This window comes from Nocardia africana NBRC 100379 (assembly GCF_001612635.1).
Taxonomy (GTDB): domain Bacteria; phylum Actinomycetota; class Actinomycetes; order Mycobacteriales; family Mycobacteriaceae; genus Nocardia; species Nocardia africana.
Genome location: NZ_BDAV01000009.1, coordinates 1 through 24,270, shown reverse-complemented (window position 1 = coordinate 24,270; position 24,270 = coordinate 1). Strand labels below are relative to the sequence as shown.

Annotated in this window: 29 protein-coding genes and 1 pseudogene; 15 read left to right on the top strand and 15 right to left on the bottom strand. The window is 63.5% G+C overall.

The window, feature by feature from the left end; all coding sequences use genetic code 11:
- Positions 1-174: 174 nt before the first annotated feature.
- The gene (locus NA3_RS14705) at positions 175-651 is read left to right on the top strand and encodes a TY-Chap domain-containing protein (protein ID WP_062964204.1); all 477 of its coding nucleotides are present in this window, start codon (positions 175-177) and stop codon (positions 649-651) included.
- Between the two features lie 263 nt (positions 652-914).
- Here the strand turns inward: NA3_RS14705 and NA3_RS14700 are convergent, their stop codons facing one another.
- The 3 genes from NA3_RS14700 to NA3_RS14690 form a co-directional block, all read right to left on the bottom strand.
- Positions 915-1,346: a DUF6301 family protein gene (locus tag NA3_RS14700; protein ID WP_220185806.1), complete on the bottom strand. Its 432-nt coding sequence runs from the start codon at positions 1,344-1,346 to the stop codon at positions 915-917.
- A 199-nt stretch (positions 1,347-1,545) separates the two neighbouring features.
- Positions 1,546-2,061 carry a DUF6301 family protein gene (locus NA3_RS14695; protein ID WP_062964202.1) on the bottom strand — a complete coding sequence of 172 codons (516 nt, stop codon included), beginning with the start codon at positions 2,059-2,061 and terminating at the stop codon, positions 1,546-1,548.
- Between the two features lie 16 nt (positions 2,062-2,077).
- Positions 2,078-2,701 carry a hypothetical protein gene (locus tag NA3_RS14690; RefSeq protein WP_128145265.1) on the bottom strand — a complete coding sequence of 208 codons (624 nt, stop codon included), beginning with the start codon at positions 2,699-2,701 and terminating at the stop codon, positions 2,078-2,080.
- A 236-nt stretch (positions 2,702-2,937) separates the two neighbouring features.
- On the opposite strand from NA3_RS14690, the gene NA3_RS14685 reads away from it, so the two are divergent.
- Entirely contained in the window at positions 2,938-3,360 is a 423-nt protein-coding gene (locus tag NA3_RS14685) for a hypothetical protein (protein WP_128145264.1), read from the top strand.
- Positions 3,361-3,471: 111 nt separating this feature from the next.
- Here NA3_RS14685 and NA3_RS14680 read toward each other — a convergent pair whose 3' ends face one another.
- A complete protein-coding gene (locus NA3_RS14680) occupies positions 3,472-4,200 on the bottom strand; it encodes a hypothetical protein (protein WP_157126564.1) in 729 nt (242 codons plus the stop codon).
- Positions 4,201-4,565: 365 nt separating this feature from the next.
- Between NA3_RS14680 and NA3_RS14675 the strand changes: the two genes are divergently transcribed.
- Positions 4,566-4,928, top strand: a complete 363-nt coding sequence (locus NA3_RS14675; protein WP_128145262.1) for a hypothetical protein — start codon at positions 4,566-4,568, stop codon at positions 4,926-4,928.
- A 351-nt stretch (positions 4,929-5,279) separates the two neighbouring features.
- Complete coding sequence (locus NA3_RS37675; protein ID WP_167354992.1) at positions 5,280-5,987, top strand: hypothetical protein; 708 nt, start codon at positions 5,280-5,282, stop codon at positions 5,985-5,987.
- A 166-nt stretch (positions 5,988-6,153) separates the two neighbouring features.
- Here the strand turns inward: NA3_RS37675 and NA3_RS14665 are convergent, their stop codons facing one another.
- Complete coding sequence (locus tag NA3_RS14665; protein WP_128145261.1) at positions 6,154-6,555, bottom strand: hypothetical protein; 402 nt, start codon at positions 6,553-6,555, stop codon at positions 6,154-6,156.
- A 337-nt stretch (positions 6,556-6,892) separates the two neighbouring features.
- Positions 6,893-7,693 carry a hypothetical protein gene (locus NA3_RS14660; RefSeq protein ID WP_128145260.1) on the bottom strand — a complete coding sequence of 267 codons (801 nt, stop codon included), beginning with the start codon at positions 7,691-7,693 and terminating at the stop codon, positions 6,893-6,895.
- Positions 7,694-8,213: 520 nt separating this feature from the next.
- Between NA3_RS14660 and NA3_RS36940 the strand changes: the two genes are divergently transcribed.
- Positions 8,214-8,702: a hypothetical protein gene (locus NA3_RS36940; protein WP_157126563.1), complete on the top strand. Its 489-nt coding sequence runs from the start codon at positions 8,214-8,216 to the stop codon at positions 8,700-8,702.
- A gap of 162 nt (positions 8,703-8,864) precedes the next feature.
- Here NA3_RS36940 and NA3_RS14655 read toward each other — a convergent pair whose 3' ends face one another.
- Entirely contained in the window at positions 8,865-9,707 is an 843-nt protein-coding gene (locus NA3_RS14655) for a TY-Chap domain-containing protein (protein WP_128145258.1), read from the bottom strand.
- A 445-nt stretch (positions 9,708-10,152) separates the two neighbouring features.
- Between NA3_RS14655 and NA3_RS14650 the strand changes: the two genes are divergently transcribed.
- A complete protein-coding gene (locus NA3_RS14650; protein ID WP_128145257.1) occupies positions 10,153-11,013 on the top strand; it encodes a TY-Chap domain-containing protein in 861 nt (286 codons plus the stop codon).
- Positions 11,014-11,465: 452 nt separating this feature from the next.
- On the opposite strand, the gene NA3_RS14645 is transcribed toward NA3_RS14650, so the two are convergent.
- From NA3_RS14645 to NA3_RS14630, 4 genes are all read right to left on the bottom strand, one after another.
- Positions 11,466-12,116 (bottom strand): hypothetical protein, encoded by a 651-nt coding sequence (locus tag NA3_RS14645; RefSeq protein ID WP_128145256.1) that lies wholly within the window; start codon positions 12,114-12,116, stop codon positions 11,466-11,468.
- Between the two features lie 3 nt (positions 12,117-12,119).
- Entirely contained in the window at positions 12,120-13,082 is a 963-nt protein-coding gene (locus NA3_RS14640) for a TY-Chap domain-containing protein (protein ID WP_128145255.1), read from the bottom strand.
- Positions 13,083-14,691: 1,609 nt separating this feature from the next.
- Positions 14,692-15,300, bottom strand: coding sequence for a hypothetical protein (locus NA3_RS36935; RefSeq protein ID WP_128145254.1), 609 nt, complete (start codon positions 15,298-15,300; stop codon positions 14,692-14,694).
- 69 nt (positions 15,301-15,369) lie between these two features.
- Positions 15,370-15,870, bottom strand: coding sequence for a DUF6301 family protein (locus tag NA3_RS14630; RefSeq protein WP_062964189.1), 501 nt, complete (start codon positions 15,868-15,870; stop codon positions 15,370-15,372).
- 928 nt (positions 15,871-16,798) lie between these two features.
- On the opposite strand from NA3_RS14630, the gene NA3_RS36930 reads away from it, so the two are divergent.
- Complete coding sequence (locus tag NA3_RS36930) at positions 16,799-16,963, top strand: hypothetical protein (protein ID WP_157126562.1); 165 nt, start codon at positions 16,799-16,801, stop codon at positions 16,961-16,963.
- Positions 16,964-17,077: 114 nt separating this feature from the next.
- Here NA3_RS36930 and NA3_RS14625 read toward each other — a convergent pair.
- Together NA3_RS14625 and NA3_RS39045 are read right to left on the bottom strand one after the other, a co-directional pair.
- Positions 17,078-18,098: pseudogene (locus tag NA3_RS14625) on the bottom strand (IS256 family transposase).
- Complete coding sequence (locus tag NA3_RS39045) at positions 17,986-18,357, bottom strand: transposase (protein ID WP_267887382.1); 372 nt, start codon at positions 18,355-18,357, stop codon at positions 17,986-17,988. Before NA3_RS39045 ends, NA3_RS14625 begins: the two are co-directional and overlap by 113 nt.
- Positions 18,358-18,923: 566 nt before the next feature.
- Between NA3_RS39045 and NA3_RS14620 the strand changes: the two genes are divergently transcribed.
- Together NA3_RS14620 and NA3_RS14615 are read left to right on the top strand one after the other, a co-directional pair.
- Positions 18,924-19,511: a hypothetical protein gene (locus tag NA3_RS14620; protein WP_062964188.1), complete on the top strand. Its 588-nt coding sequence runs from the start codon at positions 18,924-18,926 to the stop codon at positions 19,509-19,511.
- Entirely contained in the window at positions 19,508-20,053 is a 546-nt protein-coding gene (locus NA3_RS14615) for a hypothetical protein (protein ID WP_062964187.1), read from the top strand. Before NA3_RS14620 ends, NA3_RS14615 begins: the two co-directional genes overlap by 4 nt.
- Positions 20,054-20,199: 146 nt before the next feature.
- On the opposite strand, the gene NA3_RS38195 is transcribed toward NA3_RS14615, so the two are convergent.
- A complete protein-coding gene (locus NA3_RS38195; RefSeq protein WP_218021824.1) occupies positions 20,200-20,430 on the bottom strand; it encodes a hypothetical protein in 231 nt (76 codons plus the stop codon).
- 21 nt (positions 20,431-20,451) lie between these two features.
- Between NA3_RS38195 and NA3_RS14610 the strand changes: the two genes are divergently transcribed.
- The 5 genes from NA3_RS14610 to NA3_RS36915 all read left to right on the top strand — a co-directional run bounded on the left by NA3_RS14610 (position 20,452) and on the right by NA3_RS36915 (position 22,079).
- A complete protein-coding gene (locus NA3_RS14610) occupies positions 20,452-20,721 on the top strand; it encodes a hypothetical protein (RefSeq protein WP_062964186.1) in 270 nt (89 codons plus the stop codon).
- Entirely contained in the window at positions 20,722-21,135 is a 414-nt protein-coding gene (locus NA3_RS14605; RefSeq protein ID WP_062964185.1) for a hypothetical protein, read from the top strand.
- A 46-nt stretch (positions 21,136-21,181) separates the two neighbouring features.
- Positions 21,182-21,352, top strand: coding sequence for a hypothetical protein (locus tag NA3_RS36920; RefSeq protein WP_157126560.1), 171 nt, complete (start codon positions 21,182-21,184; stop codon positions 21,350-21,352).
- Between the two features lie 98 nt (positions 21,353-21,450).
- Positions 21,451-21,708: a cupin domain-containing protein gene (locus NA3_RS14600; protein ID WP_062964184.1), complete on the top strand. Its 258-nt coding sequence runs from the start codon at positions 21,451-21,453 to the stop codon at positions 21,706-21,708.
- A gap of 233 nt (positions 21,709-21,941) precedes the next feature.
- Positions 21,942-22,079, top strand: coding sequence for a hypothetical protein (locus tag NA3_RS36915; protein WP_157126559.1), 138 nt, complete (start codon positions 21,942-21,944; stop codon positions 22,077-22,079).
- Between the two features lie 149 nt (positions 22,080-22,228).
- Here the strand turns inward: NA3_RS36915 and NA3_RS14595 are convergent, their stop codons facing one another.
- A complete protein-coding gene (locus NA3_RS14595) occupies positions 22,229-23,029 on the bottom strand; it encodes an SAM-dependent methyltransferase (RefSeq protein ID WP_062964183.1) in 801 nt (266 codons plus the stop codon).
- A 195-nt stretch (positions 23,030-23,224) separates the two neighbouring features.
- Between NA3_RS14595 and NA3_RS14590 the strand changes: the two genes are divergently transcribed.
- Positions 23,225-24,268 carry a hypothetical protein gene (locus NA3_RS14590; RefSeq protein WP_128145253.1) on the top strand — a complete coding sequence of 348 codons (1,044 nt, stop codon included), beginning with the start codon at positions 23,225-23,227 and terminating at the stop codon, positions 24,266-24,268.
- Positions 24,269-24,270 lie beyond the last annotated feature (2 nt).

Genomic DNA, 24,270 nt, shown 5'->3' with positions numbered 1-24,270 from the left:
AAGCTCTCCGCGGCAGCTTTCTGCTTGTCGGGGAACGACTTCGACCGAGATAGGCTGGGACGGACAGAATGTGACGATAAACCTCATCGCCGCCCCGCAAGCGATCCATCTGAGCCTGCACAGCCCTGAATATCAGGCAACCCTATCCGGTGACGCTTCGAGGGAATTCTGAATATGGATACCGTGAATGTTTTCGGTGCCGAGTGGCGAGAGTTCTCCTCGGCGTTGGCATTGACACTGTCGGGTATGCAGGCCCCCGGGTTCCTGGTCATCGATGCCCCTTCGGGCGTGTACGCCCGCTTCCATATGAACAATTTCAGGTCGTGGTGCGAGGTCGTGCACAACAGCCAGCTCGATGAGAAGTATCGGATGCCCGAGCAGGCCGAGGCGAGGCTGCGGCGGCAAGGCTGGTCCGCACCGGTGGAAGGGAAGTCGGTGAACTGGTATCGCACCGTGGCCTGGCCGGCGCACTACCGCGGGTACGAACTGGTGGCCGACGAGGTCACTGCCGCCCTGCATCAGGGCCTGAACGTCAGGGCACCAGCCGATCTGGATATCCAGTCCTGGATCGAGGACTCCGAGGACGTCTTCCTCGTCGATGCACTGCTTGCCGCCACCGGGCACGGCGACCAGGCAACGGCAGATCTGTAACAGGATGAGGCTGCGTGGAAACGTGCACCCACCCCTAAATCCCCTCCCGGCTGCAACTTCGGCATCGACCGTAGGCTGCAGGCCGGATTGTCAGAGCGTGATCTGGGTGGACCGGCTGCAGCGTCGGCCGCGGCAGCCGGTCGTGAGATGCGTTGCGGCAGAGCTGAGGTGGTCGAGATACGACATGGAAAGTCCGCCGAGAGCCGCCCGGTGAACAGGTCGGTGGCCACCGCCGTGGCGCGGGCCCTTGGAAGGATGAGTTGCTAGTCGTCGCCGGAGGCTTCGATCTCATCGCACCATTTCTGATAGTCGGGGCTCACGAGATAGGCAGTCACCGACGCGTCGCTGAGGTACAGGGTGACCACGATCGTAGGCAGGTCCCAGCGCAGACTTCGCAGAGGCTCCAGCGACCAGCCGGTCGGTCGTTGCTCGACCATTTCGAACACGCGCTGCGCGAGATCATCGAAGGCGTGGTCCAATTCCGGCTGGACACTCGGGTCGTCGAGAACGACGTCGCTGGCATGAAACCACATCTGCTGGAGCGGACGTCGAACATCGGGCCCGGCGGTGTTGTCGACCGACACGCTCGCGTCGGTGCGGTTGACGTCGAGATTCATTGTCAGGGACGGATACTTGTCGTCGGGGCTGCTGGACTGCCAGCCTATGCGTTCGCTGAACGTGGGCAGGTCGTCAATGGTCCAGGTTCAGTCGAATGGCGTCGCGGCCTGGATGGTGTCGAGTGCGCGGTCGAAATCTACCCGCATGATGCTGAACATCCTCTATGGGTGATGCGGAGTCTGCCATTGGCTACCGCGCGAATCAGTAACTTGTCATCGGTTCGCGGGGGCCCATTTCCTGTTCAGTACGCTCGGGCCCCCGTACTTGGAAGGTGCTTCAGCCGGCGTCTTCTTCCGCCGACTCGAGCATTCGGTCGTACTCGTCATCACGCGCTTGCCGCGCTGGATTGACCAGATAGATCAACCCGGCACCGTCGTTGACCCAGAGTTTCACGACCAGGTTCGGTAGGTCCCAGCGCAGCATCCGGGTGTCGTTGTGCGACCAGGTTTCGGTCAGGATTTCCCCCGCGAGTTCGTGTATTCGGGGGGCGATTGTGTTGAACGCGTCGTCGAGTTGCGGTTTGACGCTCGGGTCGTCGAGCGCGACGTCGGTGTAGTAGTAGCAGATGCGGTGGACCGACCGCGGGCCGACGGGTCGGGGCTTGTGGTCGAGGTAGGCCATTGCGTCGGTGCGGTTGACGTCGAAGTTGGTGGTGATCGTCGGTGGGTCGAGGCCCTCGACCTGCCAACCCACACGGTGAGTGAAGGCGGGCAGGTCGTCGGTGGTCCAGGTCCAGTCGAACGCTATCGCGGCCTGGACGACGGCGAGTGCACGGTCGAGGTCTGTCCGCATGATGCTGGCCGTTTCGTCAGTAGGTCTGTTCGATCTGGGCGCGGATCTCCTGCAGATGGCTCGGACCGTCCGTGGCAAGCGCGCCGCTCCAGACCAAGCGCCCGAAAGTGTCGGCGTCGATCCACTCGCAGATCGCCGCCGCCGCGCCTTGACTGGTGCCCGTGCCACACACGGCTTTTCCGCCCAAAGGGCCGGCATTCACCGGACTCATCGTCACCCCGGTCGCGGCCCGCTGCTTGTCGATATCGTCAGCGATGTCTTGATCCGGATGCCCCGCATGCCCGGTCAACGCCTCCACAACCACCACATCACTGGACCCACCCGGCCCGTACACACCGGCCACGTGCATACCGACCCCCTCTTTGCCTTGGCCCTGCGCGAGAATCTGCCGCACCAGCGCCGCGGCGTCGGCATCGGTCTGCTGCGCATACCCTTCGACCGCCGCGGGCAACACCACCACCGCATGGGCATCGGCATCGGCGTGACCGGAGTGCCACAACTGTCCCCAGTTGGCTGCCGTCACCCCGATGACGGCCCCGACCAACGGCACCGCGAACCGCACCCACCGCCCCCAACCTCGCCGCTTGCCCCCACCGACCGGCGCACCAGCGTCGCCGGGGACCTGTTCTTCACTCAACACTGTCGCGCCTTCCACTCACGCGGACCACGCCGATCCGCGATCACTGCCCGAAAGCTACAGCACCCCAACGACATGCTGACCCCGTCTGGCGGCACCGGATCCCCTGCGGCCCGGGCGTTTTCCCGAGAAGCGGCGCTGGCTGGTCCGGACGACGCCCGCTACTGACTTCCTCGGGTCGACCGCGGGTGACAGTCGAGATCGGTGCTCGACCGTTCGGAGCCTCGTATCATCGCGACATGACGATCCTGCTGGCCCGGCCGGTGCGCGGAGTCTCGGTGCGCTCGAAGAAATCGCCGGGCAATTGTGCGCCCGACTGGGGCTACGCCGTAGTGGATTTCGAGCCGATCCCCGACAGCGAACCATCATCGGTCGAATTCGCCTGCGCACCGTGCCCTTACACCGAACTCAACGACGCTCTCGCCGAGGGAGCATTGATCGAATTGGCGGGCACGGGCACCCACGACCCGGACCGCCGCCGCGGCGAGCCGGTCTCGGCGCGAGTGGTGGTCCGCGCCATCGAACAACACGAAGTCGATTCCTGCGCCGCGGTCTATCGCGGGCTGGGCGTCTTGGCCGTGCGTGAAATGCTGAGCTGCCTCGACCAGGACCGCGCACCGCAACCGATCACCACCCGAATCAGCATCGGATTCCGGCCGTGACCCCGCCGGCAGTTCCCACCGGAATGCCGGTGGTTGGTTCCCACTTCGATGTCAGCGCCGGGTAGCGCTGTTCGAGCAATCCAATCCTGTCCAACACGTCTTGCGGTGGGTCTACGGATGCTGGCTGGCGCGGGCGAGTGCGTACTCGGGAAACCGTTCCCGAAGCGCCTGGTCGAAAGCAACAGCGCGCTCCCGCGAATCGAGCCGCTGATAGGCCTCGCGGCGCACATAGAAATCCATAATCTCCCCGGCCACATCAGCTCGCCCGTCCAGCACACACAACACCACCACACCCCGCAACCGGGAAGGCACAGGATGAGGCGGATCCGTGGCCGGCTGCGCCGCAAGCGATATCAACTTCCCCAGACTGTCACGCTGAGCGAACCACTGCCTCACCGGGCCACGAACATCCTTCATGAACCTCTCGATACCGTCACCGTATTCAGCCGTCACCATCCAGAAACGCCGATCCGGCTTCGGAGGCGTCTCCAGATCGCCGAAACCCGCGATATCGAGAATGTTGGCTGTGGCTGCGCTTCGCTCCGGTTTGAACCGCCTGTCCAAAGCAGCGACCGGGAACTCCCGGAGAACACTGTCAACCGCCTCGGACACGACGTACGCGGTGCCGGTGAACCGCACACCACCCGACTCACGATCGGTATTGATGAGAGCGTGGACGGCCGCGGCCGTCGCGCCCAGGATCCCCAACTCGGGACTCACGAACCACGCCAACCGCGTCGACGGGGACCGCGCACCCGCCTCCGATGAGCCGATCTCGTCCAACGGACCGCTCACCGAAAAACCTTCGACAGCAAGAGCATCGGTCAGCTCACCGAGCACATACGCCATCAACTTCGCCACCCTGGACCGCGCCACACGACCACCTTAAGGGCGGCAAGCAGTCGACGATCCAGGCCCGATCGAACTCGGAGGCCGCCAATTGCCGGGTAGTTGGGAGAGTGATCGCGCTCGGATGGTGTTGGTCAAATGCCCTCGCGCAGTATGCCTTCGGCCGCTGGCGGTGGTTCGGACACAAAGTCCAAGGTGACGAACCCGGAACTGTGAACAGTCGCCAGCGCCCGCACGATCGCTCCTGGTGGGAGGGCTTTTGGAAAGAGTCGACACCGCAGTCATCCGGCAGCCAGTCGGACACTGTCGCATTCTGGGCACGATGAGCCCCGGAGTGGCTCCTCTAGCCTGACCCTATGGATTTACGAACGCCGATGCAGCTGTTCCGCAATCAGGAACTCGTCGGCTTGATCACCGCATACTCCTATGAAACCCCCTGGGCTACCGGCACTTTGCACGATTCCGACCACGCGCGGGGCGCACGCTCGGACCGGGCTACCAGCTACCTGCAGTGGCAGAACGAGACCGAGGACCTGCCCGAGGACGACGACTCATACGACCGACTCTGCACACAGCAGTTGGCTCGCCACGACGTGACACAGGCTGATGTTGATTGGTGCGAGTACGGCACCTGGACCATTAAGACCCAGGACGGACTGGACCACAAGGCATACTCGCTCGAATTCCTCGGCGACGGCCAACTCCAATGGCGCTGGTGACAAGTGCATCCGTAGGTTCTGCAGTGTGCTGATTTGCATGGATTGGGTTGGCGGGCCGTAGCGGCACCGAGCGGCCACCTTCGGCTTGAGACACTGCGCCACGTCGCCGCGAGACTCGCCCCGCTAATCGAAGACACGGCAGGGCCACGGCGTCGAGCTGGTGGTGCTCGATCAGGGCATCGACACCTCCACCGCGATCGGGCGCATATCTTCTTCCAGGTCCCTGGGTACTATCGCCGAATTCGAGCACGGCCGAGTGTCCGAACGGGCCCGCGACGCATGGCCACCGCTCACGCTCGCAGACGCACTGGCGGGCAAACAGAAGTTGCTGTCCGGAAGGGGATTTAGGGCGTGGGTGCACGTTTCCAGGTCGCGTGGACCAAGCAGATCATCACCCGCCTACCAAGGGCTATGCAGGCCGAAGGCTACACCCTCGCCGGACCACCACAGGTGGGGCCCAGCACCAAGAAAGTCTTGTGGACGAAACTCTCACTTCACCCTGCCCAGGCTCCGATCCCCGGCATGACCCGAGTGCTCGACGCCTATATCGAGCGGCAACATGACGGTGGTCTGAGCCTGTCGGGTACCGCGAGGATCGGTTCACCGGCCGTCGACAAGCTCATGGAAGAGTTACCCGGCGAAGGCCTCAGTCGCGGTGACATCAATCGTGGACTCTTTGAGCTACTCGATGACACGGCGACGTTTCCTATCATGATTTACGCCGATGTTGTCGACGACGCGGTAGCCGATTTCATGACCTGCGTTCGTGGCCCGGTCCGGACATGGTTTGACAAACGATCCACCTTTCCCGCCCTGTTGCGAACGGCGCGCGAACCCACTATCGCACCATGGGAGACCAACCCCGACCCGAGGCTGTTGCGCGGCACCTTGCTGTTGTGCCTTCTGAATGGCCGGGCTTCGGATGCGGCGGCGTTGATGGATTGGTACCTGCATCGCGAACAGTTCCACAAAAGGGATTCTCTGGTCGATGCCACCGCGTTCGATACCGCACTGGGCGCGCGTTTCCCCGACTACGCAACCGCGCGCGCGACCGATTGACCCCGTCTGGCGCACTTCTGTGGCCGGGAGTGCGGCTTGAGGTGGCTCCGCATTCTTGGTTCTGCGAAGCCGCAGATTCAACCTGACAGAGCCCTACACGCGCCGGCGGCCGCGGGTCGGTCGTTGCCAGATGGTTGGGAGAGTGACCGCGCTCAGGTGATGTTGGTCAAATGCCCTCGCGCGGTATGTCTTCGGCCGCTGACGGTGGTTCGGGCACAAGGTCCAGGGTGAGGAACTCGCGGCTGTGGACGGTCGCCAGCGCCCGCAGATAGGGTTTCGGAGTGTTCACCAGGTAGCAGCGCTGGCCCGCCGACACCGTCACTCGGCGGCTGGGACTGGCCACCGACCAGTTGACGGTCAACTCGACCCGGTGCGTACCCGGAAGCACCGACACCTCGACGGTCCTGCCTCTGCGCAGCTTCGCCACCTCGTGGCCGTCCACCACAACGCCGTAGGCGTTGTATCGCATCTGCCACCCACTACGTGTGCGGTGCACCACGATCGTCGCCCGATCCTGCGCCAGCAGCGCAGGATCGGCCGCCGAGTAGATCAACGACCGCTTGATCACCCGCCCCGCGCCATGCCGCCATGGAAGACACTTCGCCAGCACCACCAGCTACCCCGCTCACCCTTCACACACCGATCCGGTCCAGGACGGTGATCGACTCACGATATGCGCCTACCGCGCACATCGAATGCCACAGCGGCGGCCCCTACCCAGCCGAGCACCTGACCGACCTCCCCGCTACGAGCTGGCCACGGACAGCCGCGTCCGATCCCTGACACCCGCTCGATACGACAGGCCGAATCGGTCTAGCGAACATCCTGTTTTGCCGCTGCTGTGCACTGACCGGACGAAACGACACCGGAATCCGAGGTTGGCGTGCTGATCGGAGCCCGGGTGTTCAACCTACGGCGCCTGCGTTCCGCAGCGCGGTGGCGATCTCGGGTGAGTACGCGTTTCCCACAGCTGTCGGTGCACGGGGTTCGCAGAAGCTGAGGTGGACGCCACCAGGGGCCTCACCGGCGTTGGGATCGGCACCGGCATCGAGTTGTTCGAGGACAGTGGCGAAATCGTTCTCGTGGATCGCGCGCAACAGCCTGGCCGTGGATGCCTGGACCGGCTCCGCCGGCAGACCTGTCGGGTACTCCTGGTTGGCTTGTGCGGTCAGGTCGTACCAGTCCCCGCCGTAGCTCATCGCGGCCGGTAGCCCCGGCAGACTGGGATCGGCGTATCCGTAGGCGACCGGCGGTCGTCCCGGCAGACGAAAGTAGTCGAGGCCGTGGAACTTGTCCCACGCGTGAAGTAACTGCCCCGGCCGCAACGGCGCCCACGGTATGTCGTCCCACCGCCGTGGATCGAGAACTTGCCGCAACCGCACGAACTGGTAGTACTCGGTGTCGTGTACATAGAGGTTGAGAAGGTGGAGGTGGCCGGTATCGGCAAGCGCCACCACCGTCCCACCGAAGGCAATCACCACGGTGTCCGGAGCAATCGATCCCTGCCTGTGGTGGCGCCCAACGCCGCCCCAGGTCTCGCCCGGGTACACCACCGTCTCTCCCGGGAACACCACCGCATACCAATCCGAGAAAAACCACTCGCCATCGCTGTCTGTTTCGACCTCACCGACGAGAGTCCGGCCCCACTCCTCGGGAAAATCTTCATCAACCCTCACGGAGGCAACCGTAGTATCGGGCCCCTGCAAAGATCGCAGAGTAAGGCCCCTCCTGGCACCCTGCCGTGGATCGATAACGTAAATTCGTCGGACATCTCTCGGCGGGAATACGTTCGCGCACGCCGGTTCCGCAAAGGCGGTAATCCCGTCGTGCGTGTCGATTAGGATGGCGCGGACCGGATGGCTCGGGGCCGCAGCGGATTTCGAGTGGACCTGGTCCCTAGCGGACCTGGAAAGCCGTGCACTGCAAGGGATCATCACAAGAATCAGCTTTGGCCATCGCCTCTAGCCCCGAGCCACACAAGGAGAGCAGCAAACAAGGTCGGATCAGCCGATGATAATGGCTGTCGTGGCGCAGACCGACGGCAGACCGGCGGAATACCGCTGGGGCGAACACTGGCCCCGCTCGAGCGGGGGTGGGTATGTGTTGCTCGGCACGTGCGTACTTGTTCTGGCCGCAGTTCCCGGACCGCCACTCCTCCTACACGTCGCCGTGGGGATCAATGGCCTGATGTTTCTGGCGTCCAGCCGAACACCGAGAAGACCGGCGGTGAGGATCGTCGACGGTGTGGCGGTGCTTGGCTGGCGCCCTTACTCCCATGCGCCGACTCTGCTGTTTCTTGTTGTGTCGCTGTACGGGGCGGCGCTGGCCGGCGGGGCGATTGCAGGGCTGGTTCCTGCGGGGTTCCTCGGTGTCGGGCTGGTGGCCCTGTGTTTCGGCATAACCGTTGTGGGCCTGTGTCTTTCGCTGTGCTTGAACCGGATGACCTTCGGTCCGGACACTCTGCGGGTGGTGTGTCCGGTGCAGGGATATGACCGTGAGTTCGCGTGGTGCGAGGTCACCGGTGCGGCGTTCGGCGCTGGCCCAGGTCGCGCAGCGGTCCCGGTTGTCAGTGTGACCTGCCCGGCGACAGCCGTGGTCGAGCGTTCCAGTGCGCGGCTGTTGTCGAATGAGGTTCGTCCCACTGGTGACCAGTGGCCTCTTCCTGCCGGTGGACGGTCGAGCCCAATGCGCTACTGGCCACGATCCAATTCATGATCGACAACCCACAGCAGCGCACCAAAGTCAGCGCCGATCAGATCAGGTCGATGCTCACCCGCCCACGCGGACGGTAACGCTTCACTGTTCCTGCAAACGATTGCGGCATGATCGAGTCACAGTTGCCATTCATCTATGCAATAGCGACTATTCCGGTAGCGGCTACGGCGTGCGTCGGATCCGGGCGCGACGCCAGAACCTTCGCGCGACACCGACCAGCCTGGGCTGCTTCGTTCGTGGCATGCGAGCGAGTCGGATCGATTCGTAGGGCCGGGGTACTCGGGTCAGGCTCAGCGCTTCGACCGGGAAGACTTGGGAGAGGCCTTCTCGCCAGGCTTGGACTTGCAGATCGGTAGGGGCGGGGACGGACAGGGTTGTCGACAGGGCGTGGATGACAGCGTCGGCCACGTTGGTGTAGTCGTCGCAGGACAAAGGCAGGTTGAGGGCCTTTGCCCAATTCGCCGCGCCGATGTTCGGCGGTTCCGACCAGCCACGGGCGCGCATGCCGGCTTCCTGTTCCGCGGACATCCGGTACGGCGGGTCCAGGTAGTGATTGGATACTGCCTCGCAATACATTTCGCCGGGCGCGGTGACAATTTGGGTGTATCTGTTCCCGGCCGCCTCGAGGATCAGGTAGGCGTCAGCGGGCATATCAGCCAACACCCGGGCCAAACGTTCCGCGAGATCCTGCCAAACGGCCAGTGGGGCAGCAGGCACGGGTGGGAGTCTCCGTCCGTGTTTCTCGATCCGGTCAGGCGCTTCCCAGCTGTCCTCGTCCAGTACTTCCCAATCGAACGAAACTTGCGCGTCGGGTACCAGTTCGGCGACCGAGTGCTGGATATGCGCTTCGAACCAGGGGCCCCACTCCCACCAGCCGATCGTGATCAGGGGCTGATCCGTTTCCCCACCCACCACGAACATTCCGTCGTCGGCCACCTCGCACCATGCAGGCACCTCGTCCACAATGCCCTCGTCACGCGATACCGCATCGACTACCGCTTGCACAGCCCGTGCAACTTCCTCATCACCGCGGAATCTGATCCTAAAACGGAGGTCGACGCTTACAGACACGCACCGAAAGCTAGAGCAAGCCGCCGACAACATTGCTACGCGAACGTGGTGGGATTTCATCGAGGAAGTTGGTGGCCCGGTGGTGACAGTGTCGGCTGTCCAGCGCTACCACCTGGTGGACAACCTCGAAACCCTATGTGCAGGCGCTGGCCACCGTTCACAGCCGCGAGTGTCTCACCCTGGACATCCGAACCACCGTCAGCTGCCGAAGGTTTGGCGGGCAAGGGTATTCGACCAACTCCGTCCAAGGGCGATGGCTTCGCGGTCGTCCCCCGACAATCCGAGGATCACCGGCGTGCTGTCGTACTCGGCTAATAGTGTGACGCCCGTGGTGAATGCGTACTATCACATGCAGCTGTCTGTCCGCTTGACTGCGGAGATGACCGAGACCGAGATCGCAGAACTGCGTTGGTATCTCGGGCTGGGCTCACAGCCGCCGAGGTATGTCGACCTGGCCGATAGTGTCGATCTCGTTCCTCGGTTCCGCGCGCACCATCCCGATAGTCCCGTCCTGTTCGTCGATCTGACTGCCCTGGACGACGGCGGCTGGCTGCTGTCGGCTTGGCAGGAACCAGCGCCCGAGGACGTCGATCGCCTCGAACCGCTGTTCGTCTGGCTCGCCAGCCACGCGGACGCCACCGAAATAACCCCCGAAGGCTGGGTCTACCTCGGCCATCTCCGGTTCTACGACGAGCCGGAATGGACGTACAGGATCACCGTGTACCGGAACCGCGTCTTCTATGCACGCCCCGATCGCCGCCGCCCGGCGCGCGAACTCATCCCCAATGGCGAGGCTATGGTCAGCACCTGGAACGACTTCGCAGCCCGGCTCGCGCTGACCTTGAGGCACTGGCGCGAAGGGGAATGGATGACGCTGGTGGCCCCCGAGGGCGGATATGCTCAGTTCACCATCACCGACGACGGCGAGGTATACGGCGAAATCTCCTCCAACAACTCGCTGGACGAAGACCACCGGATGACGCCGGCCGCGGAAGCGGCGATGCGGCAGCTGGGATGGCTGGAACCCGATCAGATGTTCGGGTCGATGAACTGGTTCTGGGAACTGCCGACGTCGGCGACGGACGACCAATACCGCAGCCTGGCCTACGCGACCGTGTCGGCCCTACGAGACGTGCTGGGAATTACTGACCCGCAACAACTTTCCCTCACCGCGGAAAGCCATTTCGTCGGCGAGGTCGCTGACGTATCGGCGATGGGTATCAAACTCGGAGTGGGCTGACCAAAGGGACCGGCGGCCACCGTGAGCGCGCAGTAATGCTGCATGGCGCGCTGACCGTCGCGACTACGACATCCCCGGTCAGCGCAACAGCCTGCCGGCTTGGATCGTCGAGCACGCCCCCGTCGGCGAGGAACGACGCTGGTAGCCATCACGAGGTGACTACTGCGGCAACCGGGGTAACGGCCGGAATCCGACTCTGATTCAGGGGATGATCGGTTGCGGTGCGCGGCCCTGGTCGAGACAGCTCAGCATTTCACGCACGGCCAAGACACCACGCCGTTACACCGTCGACCAGATCGCTGCAAAATTCGGCATCACCCGCCAACCATCCAGCGACACCTCAACAACACAACCTCGTAGCCGCCACCATGACCACCTGCGGCTACGCCATGCCCGTTGGCTTTTCGGCGATTACTACCGGAACACTGTAGCTGTCCATTTCCGTCAGCTGATCATGAGCGAGGGATGGAACGCGGCAACGGGCCGGCGCCACCGCGATTCGTCTCCGGAAAGCACGGCGATGTCGTCGTGATCATCGTTTCACCGGTGCCAGGGGTTTGGGCGGCTGTCAGGGCGAAATGGTCAGGCGTGGTCGCTTTGAGGACTCCGGGATTTGCCACGTTCTCCGTCAGAGTCCATCCCAATGACTTCCAGATCGAACGTAGAGCCGGTAGATACTCGGCCAGCGGATCGCTGCTGCCGTCCAAGTGATAGTCGATCCACAGTCCATACGGGGCATGGGGCACCTCCTTATCGAAGGTGCACGTGTCCAGCATCCGCGCATGGTTCGATGGCTCGCCCTGCCAGTGATCACCAATGGTCAGAGTCCACTCCGCGGGAAGCCCTCGAATCGTCTCGGATAAGTGCTCGACGGTCGTCGACTGGGCGATCTGCTCTGTCATCTGTGGCTCGACCGGGAAATCGTTGAGATACGTGAGCTCGGGCATCTTCATCCACCCTGAGCCGCTTACTGATTCGGTTCCTCTGGGATGCGATTGTGCGCACGAAATCAGCGTGGGCGCCAGGATGGTCGCGAGCGCGAACACGGCGACTGCCCGGCATCGGATCCCGGCCTCGCCGTGTTGGTGGCGGATGCGATACACCGCCTACACCGTCGCGGCTGTCTCGGGACTTCCCCAGGGGAGACAGGGGATGCCGAGTTCTCTGCTGATATAAGCCTGGGGGCCGTTGACAACGGTCTGCTCATCGCCGCGGACAGCGAGGTCTTGTGGGCTGTTGACGCCGTGCACCGTCCGGAAAGTGTCGACCGCGAGGTGCGGGATTCGGTCAAGGCGACGGTCGATGAAACCGGCGGACGAACAGAACGGGCCATACCGCCATTCCACGTAGGGGGCTCCCGGTCCCTCTGTTACCCGCCAGCCCAGTGCCCCCAGCCGAAAGTCCAGGTCACCGAACCCAGCGACGGTGTCCGATGTGATCATGGTCGCCTCCAATCTCCCATTGTCCTGATGGAATTGGATCGAGCCCAGATCAACCACTGCCGGGGCATCGACGGTCACGATGTCGTAGCCAGGCATGGTGCTCAATACCCATTGCAGTCGCTCGGCGAAATCCGTCCAGTCGGTGCACCGATCGGGCGCGCCGCGCTCGGTGGGTTGCTCGGCGGTCAACAGGTCACGCAGTGCCCACGGCCCGGGCTGGTATCCGGTTTCGTCGCCCGCGGTGTAGCGAACGCGCTCGAGGTCCATTCCCAGCCCATCGCGCATGATCTCGACGACCGAAGCCGACACCTGTTGGATGTAACTGTCTTCGGCGCGCATAGGGTTCCAGCCGACAACAAAACGTTCGCCGTCAGCGGACCCGCGCGGCCAAATCGCCCCGTTCTGCAACACCGTGCGCGCCTGGGGCGGAGCATCCGGATCCACCGGGCCGGCGATCGTGATCTCGACCGACTTCCCGTTCTCGTAGACCACGACCTCGCTACCGGAACCGCAGTCGCGCAACCTGACGAACTCCCATTTCTGGATCGGTTCGGCATCATCATCGAACTCGATGAACACAAGCTCAGGGATCGCAGCCTGCAGCTTTTCCCAGCCCTTGGCCGTCATGATCGTCCTCCCGTGCAACTCTGTCGCGAGAAACGTATCCGACCCCGACGACAACAACGACTCCCAGCGCCCGCACACGCCGCACACTGCACTGACCGAACGGCCAAGAACCCCGGAGTGTGTAGGTCTGTCATTGGTCAGCAGCGTCCGGATCCGGCCTTTCACGAGATGTGTTCCGGAGCTTCATGTCTCGCAGGCAGGGCTAGTCGCGCGTCCGTATACGCGAATTGCTGAACGGTCCGGGGTTGGAAAACACTCGGCGTGGCTGTTGGCCGGCCGACGCACTGTCCGCGGGCGACCAGGCATCCTCCGGAGACCGGAATCCGATGCCGCGCTGAGAAAGTCCGACCGCCCGGGTAGGCGCGGCGGGCGGCCTGAATGTCCTCGAGTTCGCCGGCAGCGCGTGCACTGACATTTTGATGCGGCCGAGACCCTGACATTTCGTGCGGACTCGCACCTGACTGACACCGAACTGCCTGATAGGGCGAAGATCCACCGAGCGGTCGACCGGCCGAATATCGGTCATCGCGTGTTGTCAGGGGTGCTGATGACGCGGTGGATGGTGGTGGAGCGGCCGACGCCGTAATCCTCAGCCAGGCTCGGGCCACCGGCCGCGACCGCGGGCACAGAGCAATTTCAATCCCACCGGCCGACTTCCGTCACTAACGTCGAAATGGGAATCACTCGCTGACATTGCGGTGGCAAGTCGCACGACGGTTACGTGATGTAGACCGGGCGTCGTCCTATTCGTGGATCCACCCGAATCTGCCGCGGATGCTCGACTTCGGCGGGTCCGGGCTGGCAATTTCCTGCCCGCCCAGGAGGCAGTGGACCTCGTCGCGGCCGGTGGCCGCACACAGCACCTGGGTGGTGGATGTGCCAGAAATGGGTGCGCGGGTAGCGGATGGGTTCGGTCATGACGCCGTGCACCAGGCGCAGGACGCCACCGGGACGCAGCAACCACGTCCACCGGCCGCCGAGTTCGACAGCATTCCAGGTGACAATTGCGCGGGTCCGGGTGGGATGGTGGTGCTGATGTGTAGAACCCGCGGGAAGAGTGGTGGATCCGCGCGATGGTGTGTTCAGCGCGTCGGCAACTCGGGTGACGGGGATTGAGCCGGAGAGTTCTTGATCAGCGGCAGCGGCATGTGTCGGGACTATTCCGGAACCGACGTCGTGGAAGGCTGCGAGAACGAGCCACGCACGCCACCTCCGTCACGGAGCGGCGAGTGCGACAGGGTGGCAATGCGATTCGACGCTATCCGACCCTCGTGGGGTCGCCACCGACAACGTCACATTCACACTGCGCCAATTGCCCGCAGGCGCGGTCGTCACCACCTACGGTAGTTTGACGACTGCCCCCGGGATCACGCTGTCGCCGGAGACACCGGTCTCGATTCCCGTTATCAACCAGCCGATCTGTTGGCCGGCGACGTGATCGATGCCGAAATGCAGCAAAGCAGTGCAGGTCAGGTGATAGCTGCTGGCCTGCTGGTGTCTGTCTATATCAGCTGATCGCAGCGATCGGGCAGTGCTTGGTTGCGGAGCTATCCGGCGAAACACACGCTTCATTGATGTTCGGATCGGGCGGTGGTGGCGTCGCCGAAACCTAGCCGCACCGCCAGATGCAGTGGACGTGTGTGGTGTTCTGAGATTCATCAGGTGGCGGTAGCGTTCCGACGCGTTGGCCGAACCAAGCGTCCAGTGTGCCTGATTTACGGTCAGATGCGATGATGATCGTTGCTTCTGGTCGCGCGCTGTCGCGGCTGACGGCAAGCCATTGACCAGATGTGGCAGACGGTTTCATCAGTTGGATATCCGCACCGTGGACGTCTGATGGGGTTCCGGGGTGCTGGTAGGCGTCGAGGTCTTTGCGTACTTCGATCAGTACGGTAATCGGCTGCTCTCCCAGCGTTCCGACGATGACGGCATCGTAAAGCTCGGTCGGCGAATCATATTCTGCGCCGACATCGGGTCTGTGTGTCCACTCGGCGCAGCGTGTCATCGACGAGCCCGGGAACCTATCGGTGGCTTCGTGGACATTGAGACCGCGTTGCAGCGTTCCACTGAGTTGCCCCGTGAAGGTGAGGGCTTCGGGGAGATCCGGCAGTGAGGGGCCTGGTTCGTTGCATCCGGCGAGAACTATTGCGAGAGCAGCGCCGACGAGGCAGATCGACGATATAACCGAGCCTCGGTGGACGGCACCTATCGCAATCATCGTTATTTCCAGAAATAGTAGTCGGATGATGCAGCTGTGTATTAGCTACCGAACGTTGCTGACACGACACTAGCTGTCACCGGATGCCTCGATCTCATCCAGCCATCTCTGATGTTCCGGACTCACCAGATACACACTCACCGACGCGTCACTGACGTTCAGCGTGACCACAACCGTCGGCAACTCCCACCGAAGACCCCGCCGCGGCTCCAACCACCACCCGTTCGGTCGCTGTCCCACCACCTCGAACACCCGCTGCGCAAGATCATCGAATACCCGGTCCAACTCCGCCTGCACACTCGGATCATCAAGAACAACATCACTGGCAAGAAACCAGATCCGGTCCAGCGGACGGGGGTGACCAGGTCGAATTGTATTGTCGAGTTCAACCGACGCGTCGGTGCGGTTGATGTCGAGGTTGGTGTTCAGGGTGGGATATTTATCGTCGGGGCTACCCAATCGCCAGCCGATCTGCTCGCTGAATCGGAGCAGATCGTCAATGGTCCAGGTCCAGTCGAACTCGGTGGCAGCGCGGACTACGTGCGCGGCACGCTCGATATCAGATCGCATCGATCACTGCTTCCTCGTTGTGACAGTTCGGGTTTGGACCGGTGTGGCAGGTGGAAGTTTCGCACGCCGGGTGGCGGGTTTACAGGTGTGCTCCATAGGTCATGCATCGGCGTTGATGGATTGGCACCTGCATCGCGAGCAGTTCAAACCCTGGGATTCTCTGGGCGCTGCCACCGAGTTCGATACCGCACTGCGGGAGCGTTTCCCCGAATACGCGACCGATTGACCCCGTCTGGCGCCCTGGTGTGGCCGGGAGCGCGGCTCGAGGAGGCTCCACATCCTTTTGTAGTGCGAAATCGAGGAGCCAACCGGACAGAGCGCTGCCCGACCCCGCGGCCACGTATCGCTTGTTGCCAGATGGCCAAGAGAGCGGTCACGCTCGGGTGGTGTTGCTCAACTACCCTCGCGCGGAATGCCTTCGGCAACTGAGGGTGGTTCGGTCCGCAGCGGCGACAACGTCGCGCTCAACGTCACCCCGCGATCGGGTTCCCAGGCTCCCGGCCCGCGGGAACACTTCTGGTATCCAGGAGTGACAGCGGAATCTGGTACATCAAATTCTTCCCCGACACCCCGTAGGGACCATGGACAGCCAACTGCGACAACTCACCTCGGTCCTGCCCGTTGCCGGCCCCGCGCGCCACTTCGACTGGGCCGCGGTCGAATCGCGGTGCGCGACACCGCTGCCGGGTGATTACAAGGATCTGCTCGACACCTACGGGCCGGTGGGTTCGACAACTTCCTGTGGCTGCTGTTCCCCGGCGATCACGCCTTCCTTTCCCTGTACACCGAAGGCGCCCGGATCACCGCCGAATACCTTCCCCAGATCGACCCCACCCTCGACACCAGCCGCTACCAGGCATGGGGGATCACCGACAAAGGCGACTACTGCCTGTGGGACACAACCACACCCGACCCCGACGACTGGACCGTGGCGCTCACCGACACCGGAGCCAACCGGTGGGACCACTTCCCCGACCTCAACCTCACCGGATTCCTGGTGCAGCTGGCCCAGCGCAGCCTGCAATCAACGGTCATGCCGCTCGACGCCATCGAGCTACCTGCCACGCCCTCCCTGACACCGGTCAACAGCTGATCCATCCGGCATCCACGCCGATGATCGCCCCCGGAGAGCGAGTACTCGCGAGAGAAGGCTCGGCGATCCGAATCGGAGGGTCTATCTCGCTAAGGGTGTTTCCGGCGGTTTCTCTCAGTAGGTTCGGGCGTCGGGCCAGCGGTCGGCGAAGGTGATCGCGAACGCGTTGACCGCGGGTTTCCACCGCATGGTCCATCGTGCCCGACCGGCGCCGGTCGGGTCGAGGGAACGAGTCACCAGATACAGGCATTTCAGGGCGGCTTGCTCGGTGGGGAAATGCCCGCGTGCCTTGATCGCGCGCCGGTAGCGGGCGTTCAAGGACTCGATCGCGTTCGTCGAGCAGATGACCCGCCGGATCTCGAGGTCGTAGTCGAGGAACGGGACGAATTCATCCACGCGTTGTTCCAAAGCCGCACGATCGCACCGTATTTCGTGCCCCATTTCTCGGTCAGTTCGTCCAACGCCGCGCGGGCCGCGGTGGCGTTGACAGCGGTGTAGATCGGTTTGACGTCGCGTTTGAGCGCGGCCCAGTGCTGGCGTCCGGCCAGCCGGAAGGTGTTGCGGATCAAGTGGATGATGCAGGCTGGACCGTGGCCAGCGGCCACACGTTCCCCACCACCTCCGGCAGGCCTTTCAATCCGTCGCAGACCAGGAAGAACACATCCTTGATGCCGCGGTTGCGGATTTCGGTGAGCACACTCATCCAGAACTTCGCGCCCTCACCACCAGTGCCGGCCCACAACCCGAGGATGTCTTTCTCCCCGTTCACCGTCACCCCGATCGCGGCATAGATCGGGCGGTTGGCGACCTGACCGTCTCGGATCTTGGCCACGATCGCGTCGATGAAGATCGCGACATACACCTCGTCGAGCGGCCGGCTCGACCACTCCTGCATTTCCGCGACCACCGCGTCGGTGATCCGAGATACGGTCTCCTTCGACACCGACGCCCCATAGACCTCGGCGAAATGCGCCGAAATCTCGCCCGTGGTCAAACCTTTCGCATACAGCGACAGCACGATCTCATCGACGCCGGTCAGCCGGCGCTGGCGTTTCTTGACGATCTGGGGTTGAAAACTGCCGTCGCGGTCGCGCGGCACCTCGATCGGCACCGGCCCGGTCGTCGCGGTCAGCACCGTCTTCGGCCTGGTTCCGTTGCGCACATTGGGGTGAGTCCCGTTCGGCGGGAGCCTGATTCGGCTCATAGCCCAGGTGCTCGGTCATCTCTTCGTTCAACGCGGTCTCGAGAACGGTCTTGGTGAACTGTTTGAGCAGCCCATCCGGCCCGGTCAGGGACAAGCCCTGTTCCTTGGCCATCCGCACCAGCTCCGCCACCGCCAGCTCCTCAGCCGACGCTTCGGCCTTCTTCTTCGCCACGGCATCAAGTGTCGTCATCACGGCACCTTCCCGCTGACCATCCGATCAGCGAATCAGGCCGAAAACACCCTTAGATCCACAGTCCCGAATCGGAGACGCTGGCAGCCCTTCTGCGGTACCTTCTGCAGTACGAAGCATCGTTACTGCAGGTGAACTGCCGTTTCACAATCGGCGTCGCTGGCAGAGACCGCGACAGGACGTGGCGCGCAATGGCCGGATGTTGGGCGTGTGTGGTCGAGTCGAGATTCCCGAACGACGATCCGATCGGTGTGTGCCGCACATGTGGTGGGCTCAGTTGCGCCCGGCACGGCGGGAAATCCCAGACTCCGGGCAAACTGTGGAACCAGTCGTTCGATTGCGGATACTGCGTGCGTGGCGCGATAACCCGCAGCTCCGGCAAAAAGCCGCCGAAAGGCGGCGGGCCGCCGGGGGGCGGCAACCAGCCGACCGGGCCCGACGACGAATCGCCGAAAGACGGCGGTGGCGGCGGTGAGGGCGGATCGGCACCCGGGCCGAGTCCCGGCAGCGGCAACGGCCCGATGAACACAGCCCGCCGAGCCGGGTGGCGGCGTTTCCGGAGCTCAATGGATTTCAAAGTCCAGTTTCCGGATCTGGCGGAGGCATCAGCGCCCTGGCGTAACTCGATCAACCTCGGCGCGCTCGTGACGGCAATCAGGGCGTTGTTCGCCATCCGTGAGAACGCCGATCTGCGCGAAACGTATTTGACGGACTTGGTCAGAAGCGACCTTCGAGACGCCGTGACCGCGGAGATCCGCAGCGACTTCAACGCGCGGCCTGCAGCCAGACTCGCCAATGAGGATGTCGAAGCAGTCATAGCCGATGAACTCGACGCAATAGTCGACGAACTGCGGACCTGGCTGTCGACCGAGCTGACGGCATGGATGGCCGAGATCTATCCGATCGTCGAAGTCGAAGACTGGCTCGACGACGACCGGCCCGGCGGCCGTGGCATCGATCTGCTCATGATGGCCGATGCGATCGGCCTAAACAGCTACATGTGGCACATCGACACCACCGCACCCGTGTTCGCACACCTGAACGTGGTGGCCGGCACCGAGCCCGGGCTGCTGGTGCTGGCATCGCTGTACGCCGCAACGGCGGGCAACAGCGAGGGTGCTGGCGCGCCGACACCGGCAGTGCTGCAGATATGAACAGCAGTCCTGGGGACAACACAGTCCCGGCGTGGGCGACCGGGGATGCGTTCGCCGACGACCGATTCGCCAAGAAGGGCGAGATCCGATTCACCACAGGCGCGATCGACAAGAACGGCGACGTCGCGCAGCTGCTCGTCGTCGGCAGCGACGAAACATCGAAGACGCTGATCCTGAGAAAGGTTGTCCATAAGGGCGATCCGGACAAGCCGATCTATCTGTCGGCTGCCGACTTCGCGACCCTGTCGGCCAACGACGAGGGCACACACGCGCTGCAGAACCAATCGTTGCGCCTGACCTTCAAACCAGCCAAGCGCCGCGATGCGATCAGACACCCCGGCAATCGGAGTGCTCTCATAGACGCAACGGTGAATGTCGTGTTGTCGCTGCTTCTCGCCGTCGGTGCGGTGCTCAACGTGTGGTTTTCGCGCAAAGCCGACACGAGTGGCTGGGTGCTGGTCGTCGCTGTCGCGATCCTGGTGGTGGCGTGCCTCACGGCGTTGTGGAAGGCATACCGCGAGCTGAGCAAGCTGTTCGAATAGCTTCCGCAGCGGTCATTTGCCCCCTCGAACATCGGAAGACGGCACAACTGATCTCCTCCCAGCAGTGTTGAAAACGATGCTGGGCAAACAATCAGTGCATCACCACAGTCAGATGCTCAGCGTGGACCTCGGCTGGGCTACGGCTGTCACGTCGTCGCTGCGGCGGTGTCGAACAGCCATCGCTCGATCAGATCGGTACGGGCGCAGCCGCATTCGTCGCGCCAGCTACCCAGCAGCCGCACATAGCGGCCATACACCTGGCTAAACGGAATCGACAAGATATTCGGCGTCCGCGTCGGCCGGCGCAGCGACACGTAGGCAACACGCCGAGCACGCTGTAACAGCGGCGAACGCGCGGCGAAACACTCCCTGTTCACTCAATCCGAGAGGAATCAGTTGTGAAACTCCGCAAGCTGTTCGGCACGGCTGTGATCGCCGTGGCCGCGACCGGCGCCCTCTATGGGACCGCGACCGCGGTACCGGCGAACATCGACTCCGGTTCTGCGGAAAGCGGATCCGCTTCCGGATCGAGCGACGGCGGCGGAACGCTGTGCGGCGACGGCACGGTGAGTCCGAGCACCGGTCCCGGCACGTGCTCGCATCACGGTGGCGAGGAGAAGAACCAGGGCCACGTCCACCACGGTGGCGGCGGCCACGGTCGTCGATAGATGCGACTGGGCATCGGCGGACGCGTGATGGGCGTCCGCATGGGGGTGTCGACGCGAGGTTTCGGCGTCGGCGTCGGCCCGTTCTCTGCCGGTAGCGGCTGGGGTGGCCGCCGACGCGGCCGCGGTCGAGGATCGTCGTCATCTTCGGCCGGCGGCTGTCTGCCCGTGCTCGGAATGCTCTTCGCCGGCTGTCTCGCACTGGCCGCCGTGCTGTGGCTCGTGGAATGGCCGTATCTACTCGGAACCTGGATCGTCGTCCAGGCCGGCGCGCGCAATCCGTCGATCGCTCGCACGCTGATGGGATGGACGTTCGAGGTCCCATATCTGGCGTTCTTCGCGATGATGGCGATCGGCTGGATTACCCACGCGATGAAACCGACGCGGCCGCAATACCCGCCCACGTACAACGGATGATCGAACACTGAATCGTTGCGACTCGACCATCGCGAAGGACAAGGCAATGAAATGGTGGATTCGGCCCGCGGGGCTGTCGCTGGGACTGGCGACCTTGGGCGTGCTGCTGTTGATCGATGATTGGGCGCCGGCACGCGCCGCGTGGTTCGCGACCGGATGGCTCGTAGCGACCGCGCTCGTCTTCGCCGCCGAACAGAGATCCCGCACACGGCGCTAAGCCGCGGTGCGCCGCGAAGGTCCGGGGTAACCGTCAGCCCACCTCACACCAGGCATGAGTCCGGTGGGCTGTTCGCAAGCCGTGCCCGATTCGGTCCGTTGGCCCATTTCCACACCGCAGCGGCCGAGATGTTTCTGGTGCTGGACGGCTCCATGCGGATCCTGCTGGGCGCAAAGTGCTACCCACAGTCCCCGATGGGTTCGCGCCCGGCCGCCGGGGCCGATGCCGAACGGCTCATGGTCTTCACTCCGCGGTTGCACCGGTTCGACTACGACCGACGGCTCGAACAGGTCCACCGCGGCGAAGCGAGCGTCGAAGAGATCCGGGCCAGCTCGCAACGCTACGACAACCACTAAGTCGACAGACCGGTCTGGCGAAATGAACTCGCCGACGCCTGAACACCCGCGAGGCCGCGCGTTGACCCCGAACAGCAAAGGCGAGCTGGTGACCCCTACTACATGTGCTACGCACCCACCGCCGGGCGCTACCGGGTCACCAACCGCGTCCTGCCCGACTGGCTGGTCCGCCTCACCCTCGCTTCAATCCCGATGCCCGCACCGCCGTCCACTTTCTCGGCCGCGAGGAACACATGAACTCGGATAAGGCCGCGCGCGAACTGAACTGGACCATGCGGCCCGTCGAGGACTCCCTGCCCGACACCGCCGAAAGCCTCATCGCCTTCGGTCTCGTCGCGGCATCGCGCCCCGCACGTAGTGCCGCGGCGTGATCGGACCGCGCCGACCGCTACCAGTTGGCGCCCGCGCGTCAGATATTGCCCAGGCCGACAGCGGATCTGGCTTGGGCTAGTACGGTTTCGAGTATCACCGGAGTGTTGGATAACCCAATAATCAGCACCTCCACATCGCTGTGGCGTGGCTATGGTTTGCGCGCCACCCCCGCGTAGAACGACACCCGCGCGTCCAAATCGTCGCCCTCAATGCTCGTCGCTTCCGGTCGCCACCGGTGTGGCACCTCCACCCCCGGCGCTACCAGCTCCAACCCGGTGAAGAAGGCCGAAAACTCTGCCCGCGACCGGAATTGGGCGGCGATCCCGCCGTCTGCGTAGATCTGTGTGATCCTGGCGAACGTGTCCGGATCGAAATCCGTCGTCGCGTGACTCAGCACCAGGTAACTGCCGGAGGGAACCGCCTCCATCAAGGCCGCGAGAATCTGGCTCGGCCCCTGACTGTCAGGGATGAAGTGCAGCAAGGCAATCAGGCTCACCGCCACCGGCCTGGACAAGTCCAACGTGCTGCGCAGATCGGGCGCGTCCAAGATCGCCCGCGGTGTCGTGACATCGGCATCGACATACGCAGTGCAACCCTCCTCACTACTGACCAACAGTGCACGAGCATGTGCCAGCACCGTCGGATCGTTGTCGACGTATACCACCCGTGACTCGGGTGCATCCGCCTGCGCGACCTGGTGGAGATTCGGCTCGGTCGGGATCCCGGTTCCGATGTCGAGAAACTGTCGCACGTCCTGTTCAACCAAGAAACGCGTGGCGCGATGCATGAATCCACGATTCACCCGGGCGGCGACACCAACCGACGGAAACACACTCGCTACCCGCGCGGCGTGTTCGCGGTCGACTTCGTAATTGTCCTTCCCGCCGAGGTAAAAGTCATACATCCGGGCGGTATGTGGCTTGCTCGTGTCGATTTCCACAGTCGCCATTTTGACAGTCCCCTCAGCATTTCGCCTTCGGCGACCGTGCCCCGATCACTGAACGTGCCGTCACCGGCAGAATGCGGGCTGAACCGCCTTCGCTGTGACCTATGGGTCAGCGCAACGCTCATCAAGGGCGCAGAAGGGCAGAAGAATCAACTGAGCACCCAACGCCCCCACCGTGCGAACCCGGAGGATGACGCCGTGACACAACACCCCAGCCCCGACCTCGACGAGCTACGGGACGCCATAGCAGCACAGTTGAGCGAATGGCGCACGGTGGCCAGCGGCGACACCTTCGGGTTCACACGGGCCGGCGGCGGGCACACCGCAACGACTATCAGTGCACGTTCCTACCTGAGACCGGATTCGTATCTGCTCGCCGAGATCGGCCGCCGGCGAGCCAACAACGACGGCACCTTCGATCAGTCCGGTCCCGTACACATGGTGACCCTGGCGTTGACCGTCGACCGGGCTGCTGCATCCGGCGAGGACGTCGATTACCAGGAGGCGACAGCGTGGCGCAACGTCCTTCTGCCCTGGATGGCCCCGTGCTACGCATTGGAGGACCCGAGCGAGCCAGGTGCACACGCGGCACGGTCGTGGTTCTTCACCTTCTTCCTCGGCACGCAGGATCAACCACTGCCGGCACCCGCCGATTTCGACTGGGTGGCCCACCGGGTTCGCTACCGAGGGCTGCCGGTGTCGCTGGTCGATGACGACGGCCGACGGGTCGAGAGGGTGTACGAGAACCCGCGGTTTCCGCGGTTCTATCACCCGTATACCGAAGCACGAGGGCGCTATTGGGACATCGAAGTGAACCAGCCACCGGCCACTGCCGGGATCACCCAGTGTTTCGGCGTCTTGGCCAAAGCCCTTGCCTGCTACCCGCGGAGCCAGGCGGTCTCAGCGCAGCACTTGTCGAGCCCGAGCAATACGCCGCCGGGCACGTGCACCGTCTGCGAGAGCTCGGACGAAACGACATCATCCGCCACGGCATCCCGACGGACTACCCGGCGCAGAACCGCGCAATCGACCGGTGAAAGCGCCCACTCACGACCCATGCCCAGTACGCATGAAGTGGTCGAACGGGCCGAAATGCAAGCCAACGTGACGACTCCTTGGAGTTCGTTTGGCCGAGCGGGAGCTGCCACGTCCTGCGGCGCCGCGAGTTCAGGTCAAATCCCTCGCCGTGCGACTGCGTCCACGATGAGTGTCGGCCGCAGTGGCCGAGACGAGCAGATGTGACT